Origin of the sequence: Paenibacillus sp. FSL K6-1566 (assembly GCF_038050475.1) — a bacterium.
GTDB classification, from domain to species: domain Bacteria; phylum Bacillota; class Bacilli; order Paenibacillales; family Paenibacillaceae; genus Paenibacillus_AQ; species Paenibacillus_AQ lactis.
The window spans coordinates 5,421,441-5,447,264 of the sequence record NZ_JBBOSR010000001.1; the positions used below are offsets into that span (position 1 = coordinate 5,421,441).

General features: G+C 53.6%; 30 protein-coding genes. 2 read left to right on the plus strand and 28 right to left on the minus strand.

What is annotated here, in order from left to right; translation table 11 throughout:
• Positions 1–97: 97 nt before the first annotated feature.
• Positions 98–679: an RNA 2',3'-cyclic phosphodiesterase gene (thpR, locus tag NST08_RS24110; RefSeq protein WP_210094513.1), complete on the minus strand. Its 582-nt coding sequence runs from the start codon at positions 677–679 to the stop codon at positions 98–100.
• A 119-nt stretch (positions 680–798) separates the two neighbouring features.
• Between thpR and NST08_RS24115 the strand changes: the two genes are divergently transcribed.
• Together NST08_RS24115 and NST08_RS24120 are read left to right on the plus strand one after the other, a co-directional pair.
• A complete protein-coding gene (locus NST08_RS24115; protein ID WP_341342368.1) occupies positions 799–1,752 on the plus strand; it encodes a D-2-hydroxyacid dehydrogenase in 954 nt (317 codons plus the stop codon).
• Between the two features lie 136 nt (positions 1,753–1,888).
• Complete coding sequence (locus tag NST08_RS24120) at positions 1,889–2,200, plus strand: MGMT family protein (protein WP_007132074.1); 312 nt, start codon at positions 1,889–1,891, stop codon at positions 2,198–2,200.
• Positions 2,201–2,375: 175 nt separating this feature from the next.
• Here NST08_RS24120 and NST08_RS24125 read toward each other — a convergent pair whose 3' ends face one another.
• The 27 genes from NST08_RS24125 to NST08_RS24255 all read right to left on the minus strand — a co-directional run bounded on the left by NST08_RS24125 (position 2,376) and on the right by NST08_RS24255 (position 25,763).
• Positions 2,376–3,353, minus strand: coding sequence for a TRM11 family SAM-dependent methyltransferase (locus tag NST08_RS24125; RefSeq protein WP_341342654.1), 978 nt, complete (start codon positions 3,351–3,353; stop codon positions 2,376–2,378).
• A 97-nt stretch (positions 3,354–3,450) separates the two neighbouring features.
• The gene (locus NST08_RS24130) at positions 3,451–4,581 is read right to left on the minus strand and encodes an MsnO8 family LLM class oxidoreductase (RefSeq protein ID WP_341342369.1); all 1,131 of its coding nucleotides are present in this window, start codon (positions 4,579–4,581) and stop codon (positions 3,451–3,453) included.
• 70 nt (positions 4,582–4,651) lie between these two features.
• Positions 4,652–6,067 (minus strand): deoxyguanosinetriphosphate triphosphohydrolase family protein, encoded by a 1,416-nt coding sequence (locus tag NST08_RS24135; protein ID WP_077568024.1) that lies wholly within the window; start codon positions 6,065–6,067, stop codon positions 4,652–4,654.
• A 574-nt stretch (positions 6,068–6,641) separates the two neighbouring features.
• Positions 6,642–7,427, minus strand: a complete 786-nt coding sequence (locus NST08_RS24140) for a glycoside hydrolase family 73 protein (RefSeq protein WP_341342370.1) — start codon at positions 7,425–7,427, stop codon at positions 6,642–6,644.
• Positions 7,414–7,866, minus strand: coding sequence for a phage holin family protein (locus NST08_RS24145; protein ID WP_007132069.1), 453 nt, complete (start codon positions 7,864–7,866; stop codon positions 7,414–7,416). Before NST08_RS24145 ends, NST08_RS24140 begins: the two co-directional genes overlap by 14 nt.
• A gap of 502 nt (positions 7,867–8,368) precedes the next feature.
• Positions 8,369–8,506 (minus strand): XkdX family protein, encoded by a 138-nt coding sequence (locus tag NST08_RS24150; protein ID WP_210094519.1) that lies wholly within the window; start codon positions 8,504–8,506, stop codon positions 8,369–8,371.
• Positions 8,487–9,110, minus strand: coding sequence for a hypothetical protein (locus NST08_RS24155; RefSeq protein ID WP_210094520.1), 624 nt, complete (start codon positions 9,108–9,110; stop codon positions 8,487–8,489). Before NST08_RS24155 ends, NST08_RS24150 begins: the two co-directional genes overlap by 20 nt.
• 12 nt (positions 9,111–9,122) lie before the next feature.
• Positions 9,123–11,738 carry a hypothetical protein gene (locus NST08_RS24160; protein WP_210094521.1) on the minus strand — a complete coding sequence of 872 codons (2,616 nt, stop codon included), beginning with the start codon at positions 11,736–11,738 and terminating at the stop codon, positions 9,123–9,125.
• The gene (locus tag NST08_RS24165) at positions 11,739–12,284 is read right to left on the minus strand and encodes a YmfQ family protein (protein ID WP_210094522.1); all 546 of its coding nucleotides are present in this window, start codon (positions 12,282–12,284) and stop codon (positions 11,739–11,741) included.
• Positions 12,281–13,339, minus strand: a complete 1,059-nt coding sequence (locus NST08_RS24170; RefSeq protein ID WP_210094523.1) for a baseplate J/gp47 family protein — start codon at positions 13,337–13,339, stop codon at positions 12,281–12,283. The genes NST08_RS24165 and NST08_RS24170 overlap by 4 nt, the downstream gene beginning before the upstream one ends.
• Positions 13,332–13,745, minus strand: a complete 414-nt coding sequence (locus NST08_RS24175; protein ID WP_210094524.1) for a DUF2634 domain-containing protein — start codon at positions 13,743–13,745, stop codon at positions 13,332–13,334. The genes NST08_RS24170 and NST08_RS24175 overlap by 8 nt, the downstream gene beginning before the upstream one ends.
• On the minus strand, positions 13,742–14,038 hold the full coding sequence (locus tag NST08_RS24180; RefSeq protein WP_210094590.1) for a DUF2577 domain-containing protein: 297 nt from the start codon (positions 14,036–14,038) through the stop codon (positions 13,742–13,744). Before NST08_RS24180 ends, NST08_RS24175 begins: the two co-directional genes overlap by 4 nt.
• A 6-nt stretch (positions 14,039–14,044) precedes the next feature.
• The gene (locus tag NST08_RS24185) at positions 14,045–15,010 is read right to left on the minus strand and encodes an XkdQ/YqbQ family protein (protein ID WP_210094525.1); all 966 of its coding nucleotides are present in this window, start codon (positions 15,008–15,010) and stop codon (positions 14,045–14,047) included.
• 13 nt (positions 15,011–15,023) lie between these two features.
• A complete protein-coding gene (locus NST08_RS24190) occupies positions 15,024–15,740 on the minus strand; it encodes a LysM peptidoglycan-binding domain-containing protein (protein WP_210094526.1) in 717 nt (238 codons plus the stop codon).
• Between the two features lies 1 nt (position 15,741).
• Positions 15,742–17,580, minus strand: coding sequence for a hypothetical protein (locus tag NST08_RS24195; RefSeq protein ID WP_210094527.1), 1,839 nt, complete (start codon positions 17,578–17,580; stop codon positions 15,742–15,744).
• A 194-nt stretch (positions 17,581–17,774) separates the two neighbouring features.
• The gene (locus NST08_RS24200; protein ID WP_007132059.1) at positions 17,775–18,197 is read right to left on the minus strand and encodes a phage tail assembly chaperone; all 423 of its coding nucleotides are present in this window, start codon (positions 18,195–18,197) and stop codon (positions 17,775–17,777) included.
• A 27-nt stretch (positions 18,198–18,224) separates the two neighbouring features.
• A complete protein-coding gene (locus NST08_RS24205; protein ID WP_007132058.1) occupies positions 18,225–18,683 on the minus strand; it encodes a phage tail tube protein in 459 nt (152 codons plus the stop codon).
• 1 nt (position 18,684) lies between these two features.
• The gene (locus NST08_RS24210; protein WP_099478488.1) at positions 18,685–20,004 is read right to left on the minus strand and encodes a phage tail sheath family protein; all 1,320 of its coding nucleotides are present in this window, start codon (positions 20,002–20,004) and stop codon (positions 18,685–18,687) included.
• Positions 20,005–20,178: a hypothetical protein gene (locus tag NST08_RS24215; protein ID WP_210094528.1), complete on the minus strand. Its 174-nt coding sequence runs from the start codon at positions 20,176–20,178 to the stop codon at positions 20,005–20,007.
• Positions 20,175–20,612: a phage tail terminator family protein gene (locus NST08_RS24220; RefSeq protein ID WP_210094529.1), complete on the minus strand. Its 438-nt coding sequence runs from the start codon at positions 20,610–20,612 to the stop codon at positions 20,175–20,177. Before NST08_RS24220 ends, NST08_RS24215 begins: the two co-directional genes overlap by 4 nt.
• A 34-nt stretch (positions 20,613–20,646) precedes the next feature.
• Positions 20,647–21,603, minus strand: a complete 957-nt coding sequence (locus tag NST08_RS24225; protein WP_245255884.1) for a phage tail protein — start codon at positions 21,601–21,603, stop codon at positions 20,647–20,649.
• Between the two features lies 1 nt (position 21,604).
• A complete protein-coding gene (locus tag NST08_RS24230; RefSeq protein ID WP_210094530.1) occupies positions 21,605–22,171 on the minus strand; it encodes a YmfQ family protein in 567 nt (188 codons plus the stop codon).
• Positions 22,164–23,318: a baseplate J/gp47 family protein gene (locus tag NST08_RS24235; RefSeq protein ID WP_210094531.1), complete on the minus strand. Its 1,155-nt coding sequence runs from the start codon at positions 23,316–23,318 to the stop codon at positions 22,164–22,166. The genes NST08_RS24230 and NST08_RS24235 overlap by 8 nt, the downstream gene beginning before the upstream one ends.
• The gene (locus tag NST08_RS24240; RefSeq protein WP_007132051.1) at positions 23,318–23,779 is read right to left on the minus strand and encodes a DUF2634 domain-containing protein; all 462 of its coding nucleotides are present in this window, start codon (positions 23,777–23,779) and stop codon (positions 23,318–23,320) included. The genes NST08_RS24235 and NST08_RS24240 overlap by 1 nt, the downstream gene beginning before the upstream one ends.
• On the minus strand, positions 23,772–24,161 hold the full coding sequence (locus NST08_RS24245) for a hypothetical protein (protein ID WP_007132050.1): 390 nt from the start codon (positions 24,159–24,161) through the stop codon (positions 23,772–23,774). The genes NST08_RS24240 and NST08_RS24245 overlap by 8 nt, the downstream gene beginning before the upstream one ends.
• Positions 24,154–25,131 carry an XkdQ/YqbQ family protein gene (locus tag NST08_RS24250; protein WP_210094532.1) on the minus strand — a complete coding sequence of 326 codons (978 nt, stop codon included), beginning with the start codon at positions 25,129–25,131 and terminating at the stop codon, positions 24,154–24,156. The genes NST08_RS24245 and NST08_RS24250 overlap by 8 nt, the downstream gene beginning before the upstream one ends.
• Entirely contained in the window at positions 25,128–25,763 is a 636-nt protein-coding gene (locus NST08_RS24255) for a LysM peptidoglycan-binding domain-containing protein (RefSeq protein WP_210094533.1), read from the minus strand. The genes NST08_RS24250 and NST08_RS24255 overlap by 4 nt, the downstream gene beginning before the upstream one ends.
• Positions 25,764–25,824 lie beyond the last annotated feature (61 nt).

A 25,824-nucleotide genomic window follows, 5' to 3' on the forward strand; every position in this document is an offset into this window, starting at 1 on the left:
ATTTTTCCTCCTATAATGTCGGCACATTCCTACACTATGTAACCACATTTTTGGGCATTGAAAACATGGTAATTTTATGAACATTTTATTTTTAATTTCAGAAATTTGTTGAAAGCCGCGCCACTCCAACGATTTCGTACATCGGGGCCGCATGTAAATTTGTTCGGAAAAGAACCAGTTCATGAACGTCCCACTGGATGTTTACAGGAAGGCTTCCAATAATGTCCATTGAAAATTTTTCATCCCCTTGAAATTTGCGGGCAATTGTAATGTGCGGGCGATAAGGGCGATCCTCCGGTACGAAACCGTACGATTCCATCCTCGATACGACGGAGCGTTGAAGCTTCGCCAGGGCGTTCAGATCGCCTCGGATTCCAGCCCATAAAATTCGCGGCGATGCGCTTGCGCCAAAAACCCCAGCATCGTGTACCCCTAAGGAAAACGGCTTATGCTCTGCAGCTGCCGCCGCAAGCCCGGCCGTCAGCTCGGGAATACGCTCCCTCGGCGTATCGCCCAGAAATTGAACGGTGATATGATAATCCTGCGGATGCACCCATTTGCGGAACGACGCTTGCGGCTTCAGCTTGTCCGCCCATGCAGCCAGACTTGCAGAGGCATCCGGCGACAAATGGACGGCAACAAACAGACGATCCATCGCATTCGAATCCGTGTGTGTCAAACCTGTTCACTTCCTTTCGATTGTCAGCGGCTATGCGGAAAACCGCAATATCTGATAAGATGAACGAAATAGATGTAATTTATGCCCAGGCTCTCATTACATTCCAAGGAGGTAGTACCATGCCTAAAATCATTGCCTTACATGACATTACACCCCAGCAGCGGCAAAAAATCAAGGAAATCGCCCCCAGTTACGAGCTGACCGTCACCAAAGCGAAGGATCTTGCTCCGGGAATGATCCGTAACGCCGACATTCTGGTCGGCTGGTCGCGTACGATCGAGGAGGAAGCACTAGCCCAAGACAGCAAGCTGAAATGGATTCAGGCATGGTCGGCAGGCGTGGATAAATTGCCCCTGAAAAAATTCGAAGAAAGAGCAATCCTGCTGTCGAACGCCAGCGGAGTACATAGCGTTCCGATTACGGAGCATATCTTTGCGATGATTCTCGCCTTCAACCGCAATCTCCACCTCGCCGTCCGCCAGCAAACGAACAAGCGCTGGGATACGTCCGGAACCTTCACCGAGCTCGCGGGAAAAACGATCGTGATCGTCGGCGTCGGCCAGATCGGCAGCCATACCGCACGCATTGCGCAGGCTTTCGGCATGCGGACGATCGGCGTTCGGAATTCCGGCAAGCCGGATCCGCATGTGGACGTGATGTATACGGTAGGTCAAATCGATGAGGCATTGGCCCAAGGCGACTACGTCGTCAACATTTTACCGCTGACGGCCCAAACCAAGGATATTTTTAATCACGAGCGTTTCTCCGCAATGAAGACCTCCGCGTTCTTCGTTAATGTGGGACGGGGCGCAACGGTGATTACTAGCGATATGATCCAGGCCCTCCAATCCGGCGCGCTTGCCGGAGCCGGCCTCGATGTGTTCGAGGAGGAGCCGCTTCCGCCCGAGCATCCGCTGTGGACGATGGACAACGTCATTATTACGCCGCATATGGCTGGCGACACCGACCGGTACGGGGAACGCGCTGTGGAGATTTTTCTGGACAATCTGAAATCGTACGTCAAGGACGGGACTCTGATCCGCAATGTCATTGATTACAGCAGATCCTATTAGTCTTTCCTGGTGAAACTTCCGGAAAGGCAGCTCTCTTTAGCACAAGGCGAAAGGACGCTCAGGGCGGGATTTCCGCCGGGCAGCGTCCTTTATTTTTGGATATCATGTTTTAAAAAAAGGAGTTAGATGATCACCCATGCAGCCCTTTACGCAGCGTGTAATTGAGATCATTAAGAGCATTCCCGAAGGCCATGTCATGACCTACGGGCAAGTGGCCCGATTGGCTGGCAGTCCGAGGGGCGCGCGGCAGGTCGTCCGGATCCTTCACTCCCTCAGCCGTATCCATAAGCTGCCGTGGCACCGGGTCGTCAATGCCAAGGGAGAAATTGCAATCCAGGATGACGAGTCCAGAATGATGCAGGAGCTGTATCTTCAAGGAGAAGGGGTCAGCGTGAACCATCGCGGCATGATCGATTTGGATAAATACCGCTACGTTCCCGAGGAATAGCATTTCGTTTCGTTCCCGAAGAATGGGATGCCGCCGCTCCCCTTCCAAGCAGCCTTAGTCCCGCCGCCGCTCAACCAGCTCTGCCGGTCGATGACGCGGTTACAGCTAATGCTTAGGACAAGCACCCTTGCCCTTTAGCACAACGCCTGTAAGGGTCCTTCACTTCGGTGACTGGCTACTCACACAGCCAGATGCTTCGGACGAAGGTTGCTTTGCGGGTCGTGCAGCTGCCGAGCACCTGCCATCCAGCCTCCTCCAGCTGCTCTGCCAGCGGCTCGGTGCTCACGATTACCGCCCGGTCTGCCAGGCGGCGCAGGCTGTTCAGCATACGACGTTGTTCCTCTTCCGGAAATACCGAGCACACATTGTAGGGAAGATCCAAAACCGCGGTCTCATAATGCCCTTGCAGCGTGTTCATGTCCCGTATGGCTACGATGCTGTCATCGTACCCGTAATGAGCCAGATTGACTCTGGCTCCCCGCACCGCAAGCGGATTGATGTCACAGCCCTCGCAGCGGATGCCCATCGACAGCGCCTCGATCAGCACATTGCCCATCCCGCAGCATGGGTCAAGCAGCTTGGCACGTGGATCCGGCGCAGCTATATTGACAAGAGCGCGCGCGAGCCGTGAAGCGAGGCCGGTCGAGTAATTTTGCGGCTTCTGCTTATGCTTGTGCCAGACACGCGGCGGAAAATGGAGCAGCCCAAGCTTCCAGCTTCCTTGAACAGTCAACAGGCCGAACCGATGCTCGGGCGTCTTCATGTCAGCCCGGCCCTTCATGCTTCCACCTACAATCCGCTCCATAGCCCTGAGTTCTTCGTAGGAATGATGATTCCCTGCCTGCAGAGCGATTACCTTAAAAGTTCCGCCGTTAAGAGGGATGTCCGCTGCTCGTTCCGCAAGCCGCTCGATGGAGCTGTCTGTCGCTATAACCTCGACGCAAGCCGTCAGGAACGGGCTTCGGTCCGGGTCAATCCAGGTATCACTTTCCAACCAGTCAGCGCCATCCGGCTCGTGCCCGAACAGCGCCCGCAGCTCCATTCTGCACAGCTCCTGCTCCGTCTCATGGGAAGCGAAGATGTAAATATAGGTCGGCTTATCCACCGCCGGGAATATCCCCGATTCATTCTTTCGATCGTTCGTTTTTCGTATCACAATATCATCTCTTCTATTATATATGTTTAACCGCTTGTTTCTTGAAAATCAGCCCCCATGGTAATGCTTAGCGGCATTCAAGAATCCGTAATGCCTACATCCCCATCAAGAGCCGGTACGACTTCAGCCGCGCGGCATAATCGGCCACCGGGGTGACGATGAGAAATTCCTCGCACGCATACTTCTCGGCCATTTCCTTCAGCACCGATTTTACGCTTTCAGCGGTACCCGTTAGAATCCGAGGGAAGGATCCTCCGGCACCCGAATGGTCTTCCATGGCCCGGTCGGATATCGGATCAACCCGGCCATCAACTGCTGTCCTCGATTTCGGGCCAGCATCATCTGCTGCCCCGCTGTCGCTACTGTGCGCTGTTGCGTTCCCAGTTACCGCTATTTCGGGCATTCCGAATTCGTTCTGCCCGTCACGCCCGTCTTGACCAAGCCGAGCAACGTTCTCTCGCTCCAGCTGCCCGCTGCGCTGCTGCCCGAGACGCGCGGCAGTCGTAGCCATTTCACGGGCCAACTCCTCCGTTTCCGCGCAAATAACGCTCACGGCCACGATCGTTTGCGGCTTCTTCAGATGAGCCGACTGCCTGAATGCTTCCCTGTAGGATCGAAGCACTTCGGCGCCGTCCGTATCGCTCATGAACTGCCCGAAGACGTAGCCCGTCCCGAACTCGGCCGCATAGCCGGCACTCTTCGTATTGGTCCCCAGCATCCAAAGCGCAGGGGCAATCCCCGGCACCGGCTTGGCTGCAACCGGCACGTCCTCATACCGGTAACGGTCCTCCAGCAGCTCGGTCAGCGCCCGGATCCGGTTCGGCAGATCGGCGACATGGCCGAGGAAGTTGCCGCTTAGCGCCATGCTCGTATGGGCCGAGCCGCCGGGAGCCCGGCCGACGCCAAGATCAATCCGGCCGGGATATAATGCTGCCAGCATGCGGAAGTTTTCCGCAACTTTGAGCGGGCTGTAATGCGGCAGCAGAACGGCGCCGGAGCCAAGCCGGATGCGCTCGGTCCGCGCCCCGATATGGGACAGCAATATTTCGGGAGAAGCACAGGACAAATGCTCCAGATCGTGGTGCTCCGCCGCCCAATACCGATGATAGCCCCATGCTTCGGCGCAGCGTGCTAATTCCGCAGCCTGCTCCAAGGCGTCTTCAAACGTGCCTTCCCCAAGACGCGGAACGAGATCGAGGACGCCAAGCTTCAATGATTGATTCAATAAGTCCACCTCCAAGGGTTTAGCACGTCGCTTTCCCTTCATTAAATCGGGGTTGTCACACGATCCGATTTTAATCCAGGTCGTAGATGGATCCCACCTTCAGCCCGTACAGCTCATTGTATATTTTTTCCGCAAAGGCATCGGTCATGCCCGCAATATAATCGATAACCATATGCTCCCACGTCCAGATAGGATTCTCCCGCTTCTGGTCGGCCTCATAGCGCTGGAGCCAGTCGGACGGAATAATAGCTTGCGAAGCTACAGGATCGAGAAAGGCGTCCCACAGCCGCTTGATGATCCACTCGCTGCGCTTTTGCAACCGCTGCACCCGAAGATCGCGAATCATCGTCACCCAGGCAAAGCTCTTCAGCACACTAACCGTCCGCAGCATGTCCTCGTCCTCGGCCCCGTCTTTGACGAAGGTGACCTTCTTCCAGTTCCCGTTCGGGATGACACCGAGACTGCCTACGAAGAGGCTGACCCAATAAGCCTTCACCTCGCGCCGGGTGCGGGAGTAATCATTCTCGCAGGTCGGCATTTTCTCGTTCCAGACGCGCAGGAACTCGTCCAGCACCGACTCCACCTTCGGATGGATCCGCTCCTTGGTCCAGCCCTTCCACACCTCGTCTTCCAAGGTCATGATTTTCTGCACGATCAGCTTGTTCAAATGGCTGTCCCGAAGAAAATGCTCATGCACCTCAATCTTGCCTGCCTTAATCCCATCCTCCAGATCATGGGCAGAATAGGCGATGTCATCGCATAAATCCATCAGCTGCGCCTCCAGCGTCCGCTGGGTACCGGGAATGCCCCACTCCTTCCGGATGTGCGAGATATACTCCCATTCGTGCCGGTACATCCCCTTCGGATTCTCCAAGCCGGAGAAGGGATACTTGTTAATCCCCAGCAGCACCGCGTCGGACAGGTTGAGCCCGTTTACGTTTTCTCTTTTTTCCAGGAACATGATCAGCCGGAAATTATGCGCATTGCCTTCAAAATGCTCATATTTCCGCCGCATCGCCTGCTGCACCTGTGCCGCCTGCTCCGGCGACGGGATTCCCGGCTGACGCGTCAGCGCCTCCTCGGTCTTCCGATCAATCAGCTTTTCCAGTATGCCCTGGAGCACTTCCTCTCCTTTATGCCCGAAGGGGGGGTGTCCAAAATCATGGGCAATCGCCGCGCATTCCACCACCTCGGGGTCAATCATCAGCCCTGCATTCTCTGCCGCTTCCGGCAGCACTTCTGGGTAGCTGCGGGCAAGGCTCCTTGCGGCCTCCCTGGCAATCTGCGCCACTTCCAACGAATGCGTCAGCCGTGTCCGGTAGTAATCGCCGGTTCCTGCGCCGAACACTTGCGATTTCCCTTGAAGCCGTCGGAACGTCGGCGAATGGATCAAACGGGAATAATCCCGTTCGTACACCGCGCGGGAGGCATCGGACTTCGTCTGCTCCGGATATTGGCGATGCTCTCTAAGCTCCTTCAGCGTCATGTTTCCTCACTCCTGTTTATCTATTTGTAGTCGTTCTAACGCGATATGTACTTCCGATTATATGCCATCCGGCATCGGAAAGAAAAATACTATCTCCTCGGAGCGACCAAATTTACAAAAATAACTAAATATCCCGTTCAGGAAGGTTAGATAAACTTACATAAAGGAGGGCTATTTGTCTTTTTGAACTTGAAGGAGCGAAACGGACTCTTTTAATGAGTAAGGAATGGGATATGGAGGAGTATGGAACCAATGGAACCCAAAGGAATTTTTGTACAGGATATTCAATATATTGAACGGGCTACGGTCATTAGGGGGAAGGTTGTAGGATAACGGATGGGTAGAGAGGAACGTATGTATATTGGCAGGCAGGGTATCGAATTTATTAGGAAGGATTTCGCCTGTGTCTCGAGTGCTTCCTTATGCTACGGCGCCTAAAACCAACTCTCCTCAAAAGATTTAATAGCCGCCTCCCCCATCGTCATGACAGGAGGGGCAGCTATCCACAATGGCATTACAGCATCCTCATATCGCTTCTTAAGCCGCTCAAGCTCGATCCTCATCAGGGATGGGATCACTTCTTCGAATCGCTAAACATCCCCATGCGGTGCAGGATGGTGAGCATCCGATAAAAATCGAAGCTGCCGTCAGGATCGTTCAGCACTCCCGCCTTCCGCGCTGCTTTCACGGCATCCTCCGCCCACGCCGGAACCTGATCAGGCTGCTGGGCTTCCAGCTTCTTCAGCCTCACATTCAACTGCTTGATTGTGCTCCCCTGCTCGCTCAATGTATTCAAGGCCGAAGCGTATTGGTTGGCGAGCTGGCGCAGTTCCTCTTGTGTTTTGTGCAGCTCGGCCGTTAACTGTTCGATTTTCATGCGTTCCTCCTCCTCGGGACTTGGCAGATCATAACGGTGCAGTGAGTATCGTTCGATGATCGAGATCAGCTTCTGCGGATACTTGGGATCTGTCGCATAGCCGCCTTTCCAGATCTCCGTGGCCGCCGTCTTGTAGTCCGCCCATAAAACCCCGTGATAGCGCTTCGGCTTGTCTCTCGTTCCGTTCAAAATCAGTCTCGTATGGTCGTCCACCGATTCGTGCCAGCCGTTGTACTTGCGGAATTGGGCCTGGACGGTATATGGCGTGTTCCCCCGGTACTCCGTTGTCGGCATTGTCACGCTGCCAGCTGGACCCGTTCCTTTGATGCCGAACAGATTATTGGCCTTTTGCGTCAACCCGCTCGTCCCCCAGTTTGACTCCAAAATCGCTTGCGCCAGCGTCAACGAAGCGGGAACGCCGTATTTTCTCATGTCCTCGGTTGCAATTGGAGCAAGCTTGGCGATAAACTCATGAGGCTTCATCCTTTTTGTCTCCTTTCACGGCGGTTTTCTTCTCACCCTCCTCCGATTTGATCTGGAAGACCTGTACCACATTACGCAGCGATTGCGGAATCGGTACGCCCATCCGCCCAACATTCTCAAGAATGGACAACAGCTCATTGGCCAGGTAGAAGAAGATGACCGTGTTTTGAAAATAGTTCATCTCGCCGAGCACCCGGTCAACCAGGTGCATTAACGCGATGATGAGAAAAATCGTGATTTTCCGGGCGATGCCGGCGTAGCCCTTTCGGCTCCGCAGCTCGCCATTCATCCAGGCCGCCCCCCAGCCGGTCAGCCAGTCGATCACCACGAACCACAGCAGCAAATGCAGCGGCAGCGACCAGCCGCCCCAGACATATCCGGTTACGGCACCCGTCCCAGCCACCAGCATCTTAAACAGTTGACCGATGTGCTCATACATAATCGTTCCTCCTTTTTATGGTTGAAGGGGTGAAAAAGCCCTCGGCGGGCCGAGGGCTTGAAACTTGTGTTGGCTTAGTCTGCACTGCGCTTGCGGATTCTGCCTCATCTTTGTTGGCGTATCAGCGCTGCGCATGCGGATCTGCCTCATCTATGTTGGCGTATCTGCACTGCGTATGCGGAGCCTGCCTCACCTTTGTTGGCGTTTCAGCACTGCGTATGCGGAGCCTGCCTCACCTTTGTTGGCTTATCAGCACTGCGCATGCAGATTCTGCCTCACCTTTGTTGGCTTATCAGCACTGCGAATGCAGATTCTGCCTCACCTTTGTTGACTTATCAGCACTGCGCATGCGGATCCTGCTTCCGATCGCTGTTGTCCCCGGATTATTAATCAAGATTTATTAGCATGGTTAAAATCCGGGGACAAAGGCGAACGCTCCGCTTCTTCAGCAGCATTCCGCCTTCTCCGTTGAAGGTTTTGGATTCTGATCGCTCTTGAGAGGTCAGAAAGCCTCGCCTGTAATGCCTTCGTACTCCTCTGGCGTAATGACGCCAAACGCTACGTACTGTCGAAGCTGGGGCTTTTGCGCCCACCTTTTTTCGTAGTAATATTTCAAGCGTTCAAAATCGTTCTCTAACATGCAACTCCCCTCCTTCGGATGGATTGCCTTCAAGCGACAGCAGCCGTAGCTCCAGACCTACGACTTGCGCGCCGAGTGTTTCGTTTTGCCGGCGAATCTCCAGCATCTCCAATTCCCGTGCTACCAGCTCTGTGCCCAGCCAGTCCAACTCGCTTGGGGCTTGCGGCTGGGGTGCAGTGATTCGCTCAATCTCCTCGGGGGTTAGCCCCTCGATCCATAGGGCGGGCATCGGTGGAATGTTCAAGACCGGCCGGTTGCCCCGCTCCTCCTCTGGAGTGGAGTTCCATGCCCTCATCGCCTCCTGATAGGCGGCTTCCGCTGCTTGGATCGAGTCCTCGTATTGCCGCCACGCCTCAAGATCGAAGCGTGGGTGGAAGAAACCGGGTGGAACTGGGATGCCGACGATATAGCCTGCCGGTTCCCGGTCGACAGGTTCATCTACGGTGCTAGGATTGGAGGCATTGGTAACTGTATCTAGATGCTCCGGTCCATTGGTAATGGGTAGAGCCGGGGAATAAAAAGGGACGACACCGGTAAAGGTATCGTCCACAAGTTCGTCCTCCAGATAGAGGCCGTCAATATTTACTTTAGGTACAGCTTTCATGGGATACCTCCTTTATTGTTCTGCTTCGAAAATAACAGTAAATTGTAGCGCAGCATTTAATGCTTGATCACCTATCCCTATATAAACTCTTCCATCATTTCTAACCTCGATGGCATTAGAAGCAGCTGATGACTGGTTTTCGTTACGAGATATTGCCAACCCAGAAACTATTTTTTGGGGACGATAACCTTCCGGTAAAACACAAATGTGGCCGCTAACCCCATTCTTTATCGTTCCTGTTAAAATCACAATCTTCCCTATCTTTTTGAAACCAACGAGATAAGATGTTGAATCGTATTGTTCCCATCCATTCAATAACGTCGGCGTAATCCATCCCGGTATATCATTATCCAACTTCTTATTAATTAGTACGGACACAGCGGATGTATTCTGCTGCACTGTATCGGTTAAGTCCTTCATGATGGCCTTTTCATTGACAGAGTATGATCCGATGATAGGAACGACAGGGGAGTTATCGAGCGTCAGATATGTCGCAGAATATGCATATTTCTCATCGTCTTGCTGAACATTCAGCAACTGGGCCATAGCTCCTAGTGATGTAGTTGAGTATGAATACTTAACCCATCTGGGATCATACTTACCCTCTCGGTATACTGCCAGTACCCTATAAGCTTTTTTTGTAAAATGACTCTCTGGAACAGGCCACGATCCGTTATTTATGTTGTACTTTCTATTCCCTGTATCCCTGACCTCATTGTAAGGTTTTACACTCTCTCGAACCACAATCTCCGTCCCTACTTCGACCTGATTGGTGCCTTCACTTAACGTCAGCATGCCTTCGAATACAATCGGCTCGACTGTAGGTGTTTCGAGTTGGTATATGAGTTTGTACGGCTGCCAATATACGTTCGTGGGAGCAGGAATTGATGGTAGTGTAGTTCCAACATCCTGCCAGCCGTCTAAACCTGAAGGCGTTCGATACACCCACGCCTTAGTTCCCGTACCCGTGTAAATATCGCTACCGCTTCCGCCAGCAGGATACATTTTGTACCCCATAAAATACGCCTTAATTTCATATGTTGTCGGCGTGTAGTTGTCACCCCATCCGCTGTCTGCATTTGAGATCGAAATTTGAAAGTTATCAATAACCCCATTGGATCCTGAAGACCCAAGATTTAAATTATCAGCCATACTGCTGACGGTAAAGTAATCTGTCTCCTTTATGATTTTGCCTTGAAACTTGGTCAATAAACCAGAACCATCTGCAGCAGAATGGCTTGGCAACAATGCATTAATCCACTTAAAGCCAAGGCCAGCCCCCCATAGTTCATATGGTAATTCGCCATCCAAGTCAACCCTTTTCCACCTCGCCAGTTTGAAGTATTTCCCGTCCTTCTCAAATATCTCGTCAGCTTTCGCACCTGTCAGCGGATCAGCGTATAATTCCGTTTGCAGTGCAAGTATGAGGTCTTCTCGTGGTTTGAATGGTTTGGGCGTGGAGCCGAGCGTGAGCATCGGATTTTTAAATGTGAACTTGCCTGCCTGCCCAACATCACTAACATTTGATAAATAAATTCTCGCGACTTCCGTCTCACCAGAATTAAACGTTTTGAATTGTTCAGAAGTATTAGGAACCAGTATGGTATTACGAATAGGATCCGTAACTGAAAGATAGCCGTTATGCTCAGCACTTAATCGATAAACAGCGTTTCTCATTAATGGAACATCTAAATATTTGTAATGAGACTTGTCGGCTTCTCCAACAAATGATAATGTGTTATCGGTTGTTGAGTATTCGTACTTTCCACCCATTGGGGAATCAAACCATTCGTAAAACGGCGGAAGCAGATTCTCCCCGTAACGGATCGCATACGGATTTCGCACAGGCTGAATGCTGTCCACATACGGATATTTCGCGGCTATTTGGGAAGCTGTCATCGTGCCGATCAAATCATACTCTGATTGTGTAACTTCGTAAATACGAAATCCATCAAAGTAAGCTATATCGCCTACCGACCTTTTAATAAGCCCATGTAATACAATGTAATCTGCACCTTCCAGATCAGATGGTTTTAAGCGTACAAAGGAAGGGGAAAACTCTTCTTTATTCGTAATTGGATTTCCGTCGATATTACTTTTACCGCCACCCATTTCAATAATAATTCTTCCGCCAGCATCCGATTTTACATCTACTATGGCAACATAGTATTTAGTTTTATCTATAAGGGACGTTATTTGTCGCCATACTGTCCCCTGACCGTTCCCCCCACTAGCAACAGTCACTTTAAGACTATTAGAACCGTATACTTTGTTGTCTGAATCTAAGGCTATAGTCGACGTATTTTCCAACCATCCGTCGATACTTTCGCAATTACCATCCCGCCCCAACAAATTCACCAACGTCCGCCCCTTAATCCCGCTCAGCGAAAAGGGCGCGCTTCGCTCCGCGTTCACGATCTGCAGCCCCGGCTGCAGGACGACCTCCCGGCGCGCCTCGGTGTCCAGGCGTTGCTGCAGCGCCTCGATGGCCTGGCTCGCTTCGCCGGCAAAGCGGTCGACCGTGTCCGCGTTCTGGTCGATATATTTCTCCAGATCGAAATACGTCGTTGCCGGCGACGTCCGATCGATTTTGTTCAACCCGATATTCGGTGTTACCGGATTCGTCATTTATGCTCCTCCTCCCAACAATCTGTCTTGCGTCGTAGCCGATAACTGCTCCACCGTCATGCCCTCCACCTCGGCGATCGTAAGGTAACGCAGCGCATAGTCGACGGCCATGTGCGCGGGCTTGATCGCTTCAATCGCCGATTGAAGATCACTCAGATTCGGCGGAATGCCGAGGGTATCCCTGAAATGAATCGTCACCTTGTACTCGGCCGGCTGAACAGAAACCTCGATGCTGCCCCGCTCGTAGGCTTGGGCGACATTTTTGAGCATGCTAGCGGACACCTTGCCGCTTCCCCGCATCTTCGAAATGACGACCGAGCGCCGCTGCTCGAGCGGCTTGGACGGGCTCACCGGGATGCTCAGGTCCTGCTCATACCGGGACAGCGCCCAGGTCGCGGTCTCCGGATAGTACTGATCGATCAGATCCACCAGACTCTCATCCAGCTTGTCCAGCTCAGCTCCTTCCGCATTGGCGATGGCTTTCATGTCCCGGATGCCGTGATAAAAGGACGGGAGATATCCCATCCAGACCTCTGCCTTGCTCATCGCACCGTCACCGTCCCCAGTACGGCGACCGCTTCCGGTTCAATCAAGACGCTCTCGGTCCCTCCATTGACGGTCAGCACCTCGTAGTCGATCACTTCGGGAATATCCAGGATGACGTTGGCAATCCGGTTATACCGGACCAGTGGATCCGTCATGGCGAGGTCCTTCAAATACTGCCGAACGCCCTGCTCAATCGCTTGCTGGACGCCGTCCAAGCCCGCACCATCCAGGAGTGTAACCTGCACTTCAATGTTGACAGGTACTTCAACCGCCCCGGTCACCGTCACAACGGATCCGACTGGAGCAGCTCCCTCGCCCATCCCGTCCATCGTGGGATCGATGTACTGCTGCACAGCTTCTACAATAGATGGCGCGGGCGATCTCATCTCATTGTCCAGCAGAACGACTTTGACCGTTCCCGGCCCGTCCCATAGCGGAAAGGCTTTAGCTTTGCCAACGCCGGCCTGCTCCCGCGCCCACAGCTCATATTGATTTCGATTCGCGCTGGTGACGGGTCGGGAGATTTTTTCCCGGTAACGATCATACAACGCCTCATCGGACTCGGTATCTTCCCCAGGCGCCAGCAATTCGAGCAGCTCCGCCTTCACCAAGCCTTCGATATACTCAAGCGGCAGCAGCGTGCCAAACCGCCGATTGCCCTCTTTGCCGACCGTTTCGCATTCCAGCATATATTCGCCCGCGTCCAGCCGGTCGATGACCGTGTAGTTTAACGCATCCAGCGAAAAACGGCTCCCTATCGGAACCTCCGCCGGTAAATTTTGTTCTCCTATAAAACGTCCGCGCAGCCGCGCTTTCGTGGCCTGCTTACGCGTCAGTCCCGACCAGGCGATGCTCCGGTCCAAAAACTCACCGGAAGCCGTGGCAGCAAACTTGAAGTTCATGGAGGAGCTCAGCTCAATGTAAGCTTGCGCAAGCTCCGCGGCGGCTGGGGCAAGCGCATCGAAGATAATGCTTCCCTCTCTTTTGTCCAGTCCATCCGGCACCCGGCCCAGCATCCGTTCCAGGATCGCTTCATAGGTCTGATCCTCATACATCCTCCCTCACCTCCTTCGTCATCGCAAACGACCCATACACAGTTCGGACCGTAAATTCCGCCATTGCCGTCTCCCCGGCAAAAGAAATATTCATGTCGTCGACCGACAGAATCCGGTCGTCCTGAAGCAGCGCTTCCTTGATATGGCGCTCAATCTCGGCATACGCCCACAGCGGGTCACGCCCGATGACATCATATAGCTCATGGCCGTAGTCGCTGCTGTAGATCAGGTGCTCGAAGCGGCGGGTTTGGAGCACCTTGGCAACGGCCTGCTTGATCGCCTCCAGTCCATCAATTTGACCGGACAACGTCCCCTCTTCCAGGTTCAATCGGTAGGTCAAGCTCGGCTGGTCCAGACTCTCCACCACTTCGGTATCCGGTTGAATCGTGCCTCCCTGCGGAATCATGACGGCTTCACCAGCCGATCCAGCACAAGATACGTCTGTCCGCCCTGGTAACGGAGCAGCAGCACCGTATCCCCGATCTCAAGCCCTTTGCGGATCAATACTTCCTGACCGTCAATATTCAGTTTGTACTCCGTCATGGACTCTCCGATCACTAAAAAATCCTCCGTCAGGCTGAAACGCTGATCCACGTTCACCTCCAGAGGATTCACCGATGTTACCGTGCCATACAGCACCGCTACGGGATTCGTGCTTCCCACGGCGCTCAGGCTCGCTTTTTTGATAATATCCAGCATCATGACTTACACCACCTTCATATTCAGCGACATCGTATGCGTTCCGTCCGAGAACTTGTGCGAGCACTCATCGATGAGATAAGGCTTCAAGCCTTCGCCGGGGAGATTGACGTAAATCGTGTTCCCTGCCCGGACGCGCAGATCGCCGATCGCCTCGATGGAGAGCGTCTGCAGCTCCCTGTTCTTCAGCTCCAGTAAATTTTGGGCAAGCTGCTTCAGCTGCGCCGGATTCATGTTCTCATCGGCAACCTCGTACAGCTGGAGAAGGCCCCACTGGGCGATGTTCTCTCCGTGCTGATAGAGGTAGACGTCCCGCTTCCCGGTCTGCTTGTTATCGCGAACCACCTTAATTCGATTGTACGTCTCGTTGTCGATGCTCTTTTTATAGGAAAAATCCGTCATCAGGCTGTCTTCCCCAACGGCCAGCATCAGCAGCATGTCCTTGATGTTCTTGAGCGTCAGCTTTCCGAACTCGTCGTAAAACATATAGTACTGCTTGGTTGCCATCAGCGTCGCATCCAGCGCTTTGCAGATAATATCGATCAGCTTCTTGTCGGCCTCCAGCATCGCCGGAATGACATGTCCCGTATCGGCCAGCGTCCCTGTCTTCAGATTGAAGTCCTTGGCGATCTTGCGGATAATGTCCTCCACCTTGGCGTTCGTAAACCGGTAGGTGTCGTTGCTGGACAGGTAGCGCAGCTGGTCGTAGGCCATGAGCTTCACCTCGGCATCCATGCCCCACTCTTTGGAGAAAACATAACCGTAAAACAAGTCCTTATCATCCTTGCGGAACCGGACGATGTCGCCGTTCTCAATCTGGAATTGCTGGCTCTGCGCCAAACCGTCGTTCACGAAGCGAATATCCAGACTGGCCGGCTTCGCCTGACGGCTTGTCTTCCATGTGATGTCGGTGACGACCTGCCCGAGATCCCACACGCTTCCGTTCTTCCGGTCTATCATCAGCTCGATCATGCCGTCACCTCCTTTAAGGGATTTTCAACACCCGGCTGACGGCGAGCTTTCGGACCTCATGATCCTTGATGCCGTTCAGCTTTTGGATTTCGGTATGGCGGGAGCCGCTGCCGAGCAGCTTTTGGGCGATGCTCCAGAGCGTGTCCCCCTTAGCTACGGTATACGAGTTCGGCTTCTTCCGGTCATCCGGACGCTCCTTGGTCTTCACCGCGGCCGCCTTGCTGTCCTTGGCCGGCACAACCTTGCGGGCGCCATAGAATACATAGCGCTTGAGGGTGATCGAAAATTCTATATCCTCCGGCGAACCGGACATCGTGTTCCAGCTGAAGCTCTCGATGGAGGCCGCCATGTTGATGCCGAAGGATTTCATCGCCCGTACCACATTCCCGCTGTCCGTACCGCTGAGCGGATCGGGGACCAGACCCGTCATGACAAATCGCACTGGTCTTCGGCTCTCCATCCATCCCTTGATGGTGTTTACATAATCGATGGGGAGCTTCAGCTTGTCCTTGCTTGTATTGACGAAAGGATACGTTCGTCCCGGAAAAAAGCTTTCAAACGATATTTCGGTCAGCTTCGGATACAGGATCGCGTTGATCTCGCCAAGTCCGGCCACGGTGTAGGATTTCCCCTCGCTGCCGTCCTTGACCTCGATCCGTTCCGGATTGACCGGAAAGCGGAATACTTCCTGTTGATTATTAAAACTCAGAAACAGCCCATAATCGCTCATGCTACAGATACACCCCCTCCGCGCTGGATACGAACTGCTCCTCCAGCGTCCGGTTAATTCGGGACATAATCGTATCGAGATCTGCGCCGGAATTAATATCCCCTGTCGTCATCTGCACGGTCGGCGTTAACGTGATCATGTTGCTGATCGCGTTCACTTCGGCCAAATCGCGCATCACTTTGAGATCCTCGCTCGCTACATCAACCGTGTTGTTCACCTGGCCGATGGAATCAATGCTGCCACCCGCAGGGGCAACCGGCACCGGTGCCGCCGGCATGGCAGGCATCGCGGGCATAGGCGTGGCGGGCATGGCTGGAGCCGGCGCAGCTTTAGGATAAGCGACGTCGTAGCCGGTTTTGCCGGCGTTGTTTTGTTTGAGGAGGTCCTCGTAACTTGGCCCCATATCAAGCTCCGGCATGAATTTCTTCTTGAGGTTATCCATGGAGAATTCCTCGATGGCATCCTGACCGGCTTCTTTAAAGCCAGAATAATCAGCCTGAAATTCAATTAATTCGATTTTTTTAGCTTCTACCCCAAGCAGATTCGCGAAGAACCCGGTAACTTTGTTAACCGAGTTTAAGATGCCATTGATAATTTTGATAACGGTATTCACCGTATTCTGAGCCAAGTCGACAATAAATCCGAAAGCATTGCTAAACGCTTGTTTAACGCCTTGCGAAGCCGACATTAAAGTCAAAATAACCGTGACAATGCCAATAATCAACGAAATAATCCGCATGATTGGATTCGCGTTCATTACGGCCCATAAACCTTTAAAGGCTGTAGACAGGATATTAACGACCGTCGAATATACGGTAGTCAAGACTTTTCCAATTGTAAAAATGCTGAGCAATAATAAAATCCCAGCTATTAACGGATAGAGTACAAATCCGACGGATGAGATGGCATTCTTCAGGAATTCCCATGCCGGCGGCACGATCTGAGCTACCCATAAAAATAGCTGTGCTATTAAGGTCAGCCCCATCGAAATGATCAAAATAAAAGGCTCAAAACTTCCTGATGCAAATGCCGCATTCAGCATATCAAGAATTGGGGAGAGCGACTCCAGAGCACCTGTCCCCATCTGAGAAAATGAATTGTTCACGTTCCCAAGCAGCGCCTGCCATTGATTTACCGGTGAATCCATCATAGTGTTCAACCCTTCTTGGGTCATTCCCGCTTTCTGGAGCAGTTGATCCATGGAAACGAGAAATGCGTCAAAATTTCCTTTTGACGCTTCAATCTCATTTTTGAAAGAATCCATGTGGACTTCAGGGATTAAAAATTGTTCAGCCAATGCATCGGTATCTCCCCGCATGGCGCTCATAATGGCCGATGCTGCGTCTGTTGAGCTGCTTTCCCCGGGAGACAGCTTGCTAAGCCTTGCCGCAAAGTTATTCAGCTCTGAAATCTGATCTGAATTTTTGGTCATGGACATGAACGTTAATGCATTATTCAATGATTCTTTGACGTCCAAACCGGCAGATAGAGCATCCTTTTTGAATGTTTCAAACATCGCCGTACCGATCTCGGGATTGCCGACCCTGATCTTGAAAAGATCCTTAAGCGCCTGATCTTCCGCCGCTGGAACAATCACGGTCTCTACTACGAACTGCATATGGGAATACGCTTTTTTCATCGAATTCATTACTTGGCTCAGCTGGCTTGCCTGCTGGGCACCGTTAACAATTTGGTTGTTCAAATTCTGCATAGCGCTCGTCGAAGCGGTGATCGCACTATTCACCTGATTAAAAGCCTGATTCATACCGTTTACAAGTCCCGTAACTCGGCTGATTAGGGCTGGATTAAGAAAAAATGCAGGGTTTCCCACACTCGCCATTCCCTCACCCCCTTCTTCTAAAATCTATCTTCGCTTCCGGATCCGCTCCCTCTTCTCCTTCTCCACCCGCATCGAGATCATGGCATAGATGGCGGCCCGTTCCCGGACCGTCATCGCCATGAGCTCATGAGGAAGAATGTGCAGTTCGTGGAGGGCGTAGTACGCATAGTTCGCGTCGCCGTCGCCCTCGTTGATTAGTTTTTTACTTCATCCACCAGCTCGTTCATATCGCGGTCAAAGCCGTTAAGGGCCTGCACGCGCTCCCCGAGCGCCGCAAACTCGCCCGGTAGCAGCATTTTGCGCAGCAGGGACTCCGCGCCAAGCACGCCGTACGATTTTTGGAGCTCGCTGTTTTTCAAATCCGGGTAAATGACGCTCGTCACCATCAGCTTCGCCATGTAGTCATTGGGATCGATCTCCGGCGTATACACGCCGTTCTTGCCCTTCACCTTGCGGGTGGCGGCACGGCGGCACTCCTGGTTCTCCTCCTCCGTAATGCTGCGCAGCTTCCACGGAACGGGCTTGCCCTCCGCATCCTTGAAACGAATGGAGACCACGAATTCCTCCGTGATCTCCGCCGGCGACTGACCCGCAAAAAACATGCTAAAATCGCTCATTTTCCTTCCTCCTCTTGTTTGTTCGTATTAGGCCAATGGGTTGAACGGGGTTTCGATCCGCACGTTCTCAAACGTAAACGCCACTTCTTCCTCCAGCGCCTCCGCTTCGGTATCCAGGGAAGCCATGATGACGCTGTCGAGGTTGACCCCCTCCAGGATGACCGTCTGCCGTCCGGTGGACGAGCCCGGATCCTCGTTGCGGACCTCGATCATGAAATAAGCGTCCTGTCCGGTCTGGATATATTCCATCATCAGCTCGCGGAACAGCGAGGTGACATAATAGATGGTCATCGTGCCGCTGCCCTTCCAGCCGATCGCCTTATGCTGGACGGCGCGCTGGCCCATCGTTTTCAGCTCAGCCTTCTCTTTCTCCACCGTAGCTTCCAGCGTTTTGATATAAAACATTTCCTCCATACGGTCGCCAATCTTGACGAATGCCTTGCCCTCTTGTCCCGAAATCGTATCGCTTGCACGTAAAAATGCCATCTTAGACCACCTTCACTTTCATGTATACTTTTTCAATTGCATCGACCGGTTGAACCTTGATATCGACGAACAGCACGTCACCCTCGGTACCTGGCGTCACCACAATATCCTCATTCGCGTTGAAGTTCTGAATCGCCCCGATATTCTGCAGGGAAGCGAAATACGCAGCGCACTCTGCCCAGAACAGCGTTCGGCCGTCCACATTGTTGTCGACTTTGCCGATGTAGGATTGCTCGAAGATCAGCTTCAGATCGTTCGCAATGCCGTCCAGAACGCGGACCACCCGGTTTTTGGAAAAATGGCGCGCCTTGGCCGGCTCGATCGACGTAAAGCTGTTAATGTCCTGCTCTACCACGGCTTTACCGCCGCTGTAGCTGAACAGGAATTCGCCCTTCGTCAAAGCTTCTTCAATTTCCGTATGGCTCAGACGAATATCGGTATCAACCGCTTCATCATAAGCCGCATACGTCAGAGACTCATTAACGGCTGCAGCAGCCGTGGCGCCCGTCACCCAGGCAACCGCCTTAATCTTGTCCACGATGGTGCCGTCGGTGAGGACAACGCCGTTTTTCACGCTGATAATGCCTTCGTAATCCGCCGCCGGATAATCCGGAAGCACGGCCTGCACCTTCTTGCCTTCCTGCTCGCGCAAGCGCTTGATGAACGCCGTATACAGCGATTTGAGGGTAGCGTCGTCCGAAGCCAACCCCACCGTCTGGAAGTCTTGAACCTCAAGCGCAGCCAGAAAATCGACATGATCTTGGTTCGTCACGGTCCCGTTCGCGCCGCCTGTCAGTGCAAATCCTGCCGTTGCGGCCAAATCGCCGGTATCCGGCGCGAAGGTTACATACAGATTCGGCTGCAGTTCCTCGGCGTTCGTAACGAGCTGCTTGTCCACGGCTTTGCCGCTCAGCAGGGTGCTGACGACGAACTTGCCCGCATCATCGACCGCGTTCTCGATCACGATGCGGATATCGTTGCCGCGCTCCCCGCCATGCCGAGCGGTCACGCTAAGCCCTGCTACGGCTCCTGCAGCTTGAACGCCGCTGTTCAGGCGGTACAGCAGAAGCGTTCCTGCCCGCTTGAGCGTTTCTTTTACCAGCAGCAGCTGAGGGGATGTGATATCGTAGCCCAATACCTCCAGCAGATTGCTGCCTGGGTTGATGGCGAGGAGCTTATGCGGCTCTCCCCATGGAAGCGAGAGTCCCAGCGCGGCGATCCCACGTTCGCCGACGCGTCCGATCGGCTGCTCCTGCGATGTGATTTGGGTGTATACCCCAGGTCTTACTTTGTTAGGTGTTGTCCATGTTCCTCCGGCCATTTAAATGACCTCCTTTTTCAAAAATGTGGTAAGCTGTTCTTTCGCTTGCTGGACCGTGTACGTCGTCTCTTCTGCCAGTATGGCGTTCAGCACATCCTTCTCCCGGTTGCTGAATTGCTGGGACTGTACCAGCTGGTGTTTCGTAAACGCCGGTGTTGCCTGTTTCTTGCTCATTTCAAACCGCCTCCTTGTTGTAAGGTTTGCATCTTTGGAACGGATTCGGCTGAATCCGAAGATACCTGAATAACATACTCTGCGCGGAAGTATCCTTCTTCCGCCGCAGCTCCTTCCCTCTCCGGCCGCTCCCATGCGACCGCCGCCGCCCGGCATGGTCGGCCTTCCACTTCGAGCTCCGTCAAGCTCTCCAGCATCTCGTCCATGATCCCCGCCACGGGCTGCCCCGCCGCAGGCTTATAAAAGATGCGGAAACGAAAACGAGCCGCATATCGTCGTTGCGATATCGGCTCGAATTCGGCTAGCGCCAGCTCAGTTTGGAAGTAAGGTGGTTCTGGTATAGGAACGGCATCCTCCCTGGAAATCAGGGGGATGCCGGGGAAGGAGCTGTTTAGTCGGGATGCTAGTGCATCCGTGATGTGTTGGGTTAGCATGGGGGCTCCTTTCGTTGGTTTTGATCTGTAAGTATTATCTTTCGTACACTAAAATATCATAGGTATTCTCTCGAATTCCGGGTTGAGTAGCACTCATATATATGGAGACACTATTACCGAAAAATTCTGAAACTCCTACAGAGGAAGGGCCTGAAGCAGTGTAAAATGATCCATTTGGCATATAGAATCCCACCACCCTTGTAAGATTTGAAATTTTACCTGGTATATCTTCGTATTTATGTAAATACATTAATACACCTGGTCGAAATCCTACATCGTATACAACTGGTCCACTCGAAACCACTTGTACACCCGAAACTGAAAAAGTCCTTTTGCCCTCAACTAGCTCACCATTTATCCCGAAAATATTAACGCCTGCGCGAATATTTCCTGGGATGAGATTCGGATCTCCTAAAATCGTAATTGCCGATGAATAATATCCTTCTGCCTTTGTTTGGTTAATCGTTCCGGGGATTACACTCCCCCCTGCCCCTCGATTCGGCATTGTCCCCGTCAATCCATTCCCACTTGCATTACTAAATGTCTTTCCAGCCAGAACATCGGCTGGATTCGCATTCCCTGTCGCTCGAATGACTCCTGCCATCTTAGCTACCAACTGCGCCCATGTTTCACTCGTGGATGCCGAGACGCCGATGGAATTGAGCGCGGCAACCACATTCGCTTTCTGCTCAACTCCAAGCTGCTTTCCCGCGAGCGCCTCGTCATACGCCGCCTTCACCGCCTTCTCCGTCGCAGCCACATTCTCCCGCGTGCCGTTGGTGGCACTCGACAGCTGCACGATCCCCTTCTCCGTCAGAGATGCGTCCGGAATGTCGACATTCACATTTTCCAAACCCTCCCGTACCTGACCGACGGCAGTATCAATCTTGTCCCAGTTCTCGTTCAGCATCGTCTCGATGTTGAATGTCTCGTTGCCATCCGTCATCGGGTCTTTTTTCAACAGTCCTAAATTCGGTGTGTTACTGGCCAATTCAGGCACCTCCTGCAAATTTGTTTAAAGGCATCTGTCCCAGCTCGTCCAAGGTCATGACCTCATGGATGTCGCGGATGAGCAGGTAATTGAACGCATACTCCACCGCCAAATGCGCCGGCTTGATCTCCTCGATCGCCGCCTTCAGATCCTCCAGGTTCGGCGGAATGCCGAGCGTGTCGACGAACTGGACGGTAAATCGCCATTCCCCCGGTTGAAACGTAACCTCGACCGCCCCGCCGTCGTAAGCTTCTGCGACATTCTTAACAAGCCGGCCCGAGAAGGTTCCGGCTCCGCGCAGCTTCGACTCCAGCACAGCCCGCCGCTGCTCCATCGGCTTCGCCCGGTCCGTCGGGATGCCGAGCTCCTCCTCCCAGCGGTCGAGCCCCCAAGTCGCGGTACGGACGAAGAACTGGTCCGCGGCTTCATTGAGCGCTTGATACAGCGCATCCAGCTCGCTCCCCTTGGCCTCCATGTCCGACTGCATGACGCGGGACGTCTCGTAGTAAGCCGGCAGATATGAAAACAGCTCGCGTCCCCGCAAGCTGTTGATCCTCGCCTTATTCACTTACGCTCACCGTCCCCAGCACCGCCACCTGGCCGGAGCCGATTTCGATGTTTTGCTGCTCGGCATGGCCGTTAATCGTCAGCTCCGAATAGTCGACGATGATCGGGATATCCAGCAGCACGGCTGCAATACGTGTATACCGGACAAGCGGATCCTTCCGGTTAAACGCGATTTGCTGCAGGTAAGCCCGGACCCCTTCCTCGATCAGCGCCCGGATTTCCTCAATCGTGGACGGCTGCTCCTGGGTGCGCTGCACCTTGACCGAGATATGAATCTCGACTTCCTCGGCCGGCATGACGGTGACGATAGGACCTGCCGGGGCCGTCCCCTCCCCTTGTCCATCCTGCGTTGGGTCGATATGCTGCTGGACGGCATCCACGATCTCCTGGCTAGCCGCCCGCTTATCCGTGTCCAGCAGATAGAGGCCGACCGTCCCCGGTCCGGCCCACAGCGGGGCGACCTCCACGCCGCCGACGCCGGGGATTTCGCTGGCCCACTGCATATACTGCGCTTTGTTGCCGCTGGTCCCCTGGCTTCTGACCTTTGCGTAAAAACGTTCCAATAGCGACTGATCCGTCTCAATATCAGTGCCGCTTCGCGTCGGCTCGGGATTCGTCACGGACGTGACGCCGCTGACGGAGGTCATCATCAGCTGGATGACCCCTGCCGGCACATTGCCGCTCTTCCCTGGAGTTACGGCACGGATCGGAGCCGTTCCGGTACCGTCCGGTCCCAATGTAACACTCGCAGTCGTGACATACTCTACCGAAGACTCCCCGGTCGTCTCGTCGGCCGGCGTTGCCACATACGTTCCCTTCGGGACGTTCGTGCCCGGTTTCCCCGTAAACACGACACTTCCCGATGAAGCTACCGCCTCGCGTCTTGTCACGCCATGCTCGGCGGTCCGAAGATCCAGCTCGGCTGAGCGGATATCCGGGGAGTCGCTGGCCGCCGTGCTGGCAAACCCTCGGCGAAGCAGCTCCTGCGCCCACAGGGCCGCTTCGGACAGCATGAACGCCACCGGCGCCTGCGCATCCCAAATAAAAGAGCCCTCGGATTTATCGATATCCGAAGGCACTTTTGCCAACATGCGGTTCAAAATGTTCTCTTCCGTCTGTTCCTGCAAATACATCGGCACATCGGCCATCAGGTCATCACCACGCTTTCTATCATTTCCGTCTCATCCCGTACGCTCGTGATGCGGCAGCTGAAACGGCAGGCTTCCCCTTCCCATTCAAACTGGAATTGATCCACGCTCTCCGTGCGGGCATCCGCCAGCAGCGCTTCAGATACCATCCGCCGGATTTCGCTCTCCAATAGCGGACGGCCATGCCCCTTGCCGATCAGCTCCTCCAATTCACTGCCATAGCCGCGTGAATAGATCAAATGCCGGTAGCGCGGGGTTCGAATCGTTTTTTCACACCAGATAACCCATGCATCCTTCTCATCCGCGGCAACCAATTTGCGGGTTGGGGTCATGACAAATTCTCCTGCTTCAAAATCAAACCGCCAGCTCCGCCCGAACACGGCCCCGTGATCTTCGGACGTTTCAGGCCCAACTGAATCGGTCCAGATCATGTCCTCCGTTTCGGGAAACAAATTAGCCATGGCCGCTCACCACCTTGCACACCACGACGACGTCATGGCCGCCGTTGACGCGAACCGCCAGCACTCGATCGCCGGGGCGTAATCCTTGGTTCAGCTTCCACTGTGCCTCCTCCACTTCCGTTTCCTCCAATTCCAAAGAGACGGCCGTCTTGCCGCCATCTCCGCTGATCGTTCCTTCTACGGTTCGGCGAGGCAGCGACAATTGGCCCGGAAGCTCGGCAACCATATACTCTTGCAGCTCATGCTTGAAATCATCCAGCTTGAGTCCGGTCGAGGTTATCGTGCCGAGTACGGCTCCCACTCCGCCGATCGCTTGGCGGGTCTGCTTATGGAAGGAAGACAGCAAGGAGGATGCCAATTGTCCATAGGGGTCTTTACTCAAGATAAAACCTCCTTTTTACATCATCATAGCTCCCAAGCTCCAGCATCATGCTTCCCGGATTGCCGAGCTCCCGGCTGACCGAAATCACAAGCAGCTTCGACGAACCGAGCATGACGGCATCTCCTGCGCGAATCGTGTTGATATCAGGAGCGTTTACCGTAATCGTCTCCCGGATCCCTCGGAGCCTGCTTCGGGCCAGCTGACGCGCGGCCGCGGCGGATTTCACCTCATCGTCCTGGATGATCGCCTGCAGCTGCCCGTATTTGGCGATATCCTTCTCTTCGATGGCCATTACCTTCGAAGGGACCTCCTTCCCGGTCTCGCTGGCCGATGTTGCCAGCACCTTGACTTTGGTCGCCGCCCCTTCGAGCGTCCGCTGCTGAATCGTATCGGTTAACGTCTCTAAGACATATACCTCGCGGTTTGACCCCAGCTCATACAGCTCAAGTCCCGAAGGGATCATGCGCGGATGGTACAGCTTGCCGCCGGCCTTGGCCGTTTCCCGCAAATCCGCGAACATGCTGGCATAGATCGACTGCGTCCGGTAAACGGAGCGTCCGAGCTGTTTTTCGGTATCGGGCAGATGGGCGAGCTTGATGTTCCAGTCGGCCGCGTACTTTTTGAAGCGCTGCGTTGCCGTCTGTTTTGCCGGGAACAAATATTCATCCTCGGATTTATCCAGATAGACCGTCCGGTCATAGATCGTCAGCGTCATCCGCTTCACGCCGTTGTTCGTAGTCTCCGCTTCCCAAACCACAGCCGGATGGAGCAGGGGAACATAATCCTTCTTCCCATAGGGAATACCGCTGATCCGAATCGCCATCCCGGGCGAAATCGGCGGCAAGTCCGGCGTCACCACCAGGTTCACCGTGCCTTGATAGGCGACCTGCTCCAGCGAATCCCTTAAGTTGATAGCTTCCACCAGAGGCGACAAATCGTATTTGTCCTGCAAAATCACTTTATAACTCATGGCAGCACCAGCTTTTGACCGGGTTTAATGGCATTTGGATTGTTGCCGATCGCTTGCCGGTTCAGTGTATAGATCTGGTTCCATTTCGAGCTGTCCCCGAGCTCCAGCTTGGCGATTTTGGAGAGGGAGTCCCCCGGCTTGACCGTGTAAGTCTTGCTCTTCTCCTTCATGTCGGCCCGCGGCTTTTTGTTGATGCCCGATGCGCCGGCGGTTTTCGCTACTTTCATCTCACTCCACGTCCGGAGGGTCAGGTCGAAATACACATCCCCCTGCTCCCCGCCGCGAAACGTCGTTTGATGGGAAGCCACGAACACCGGTACATTGACCGCGGTTTCGGTAATGATAAACTGAATCGGCGTTTTGGACACCAGGAACTCATTGAGCGTATTCATGGCCGTTTGCGGTTTCGGGTGCGAATCCCGGCTTCCTTTGCAGTATGATTCGTCGAACTCTTTTGGAAAAAAAGAAGAGAAGGATATTTCCTTGATTTTGTTTCCCTGCGGAAAATCAAACTCGCCAAAGGTTAGAATCGTTGCCGTTTCAAAGCCCTTTTGCCGTGAAATGGTCACTTCCTCGGGATTAACCGGAAATATAAATTCCTTCCCCTTGCCGTTCTTCAAAATAAACTCCATCGCCGGCCCCTCCTTTCCGTTAAAATGCTGCTAAAGTTTCTTGCCTGCCTAGTGCCTCCAA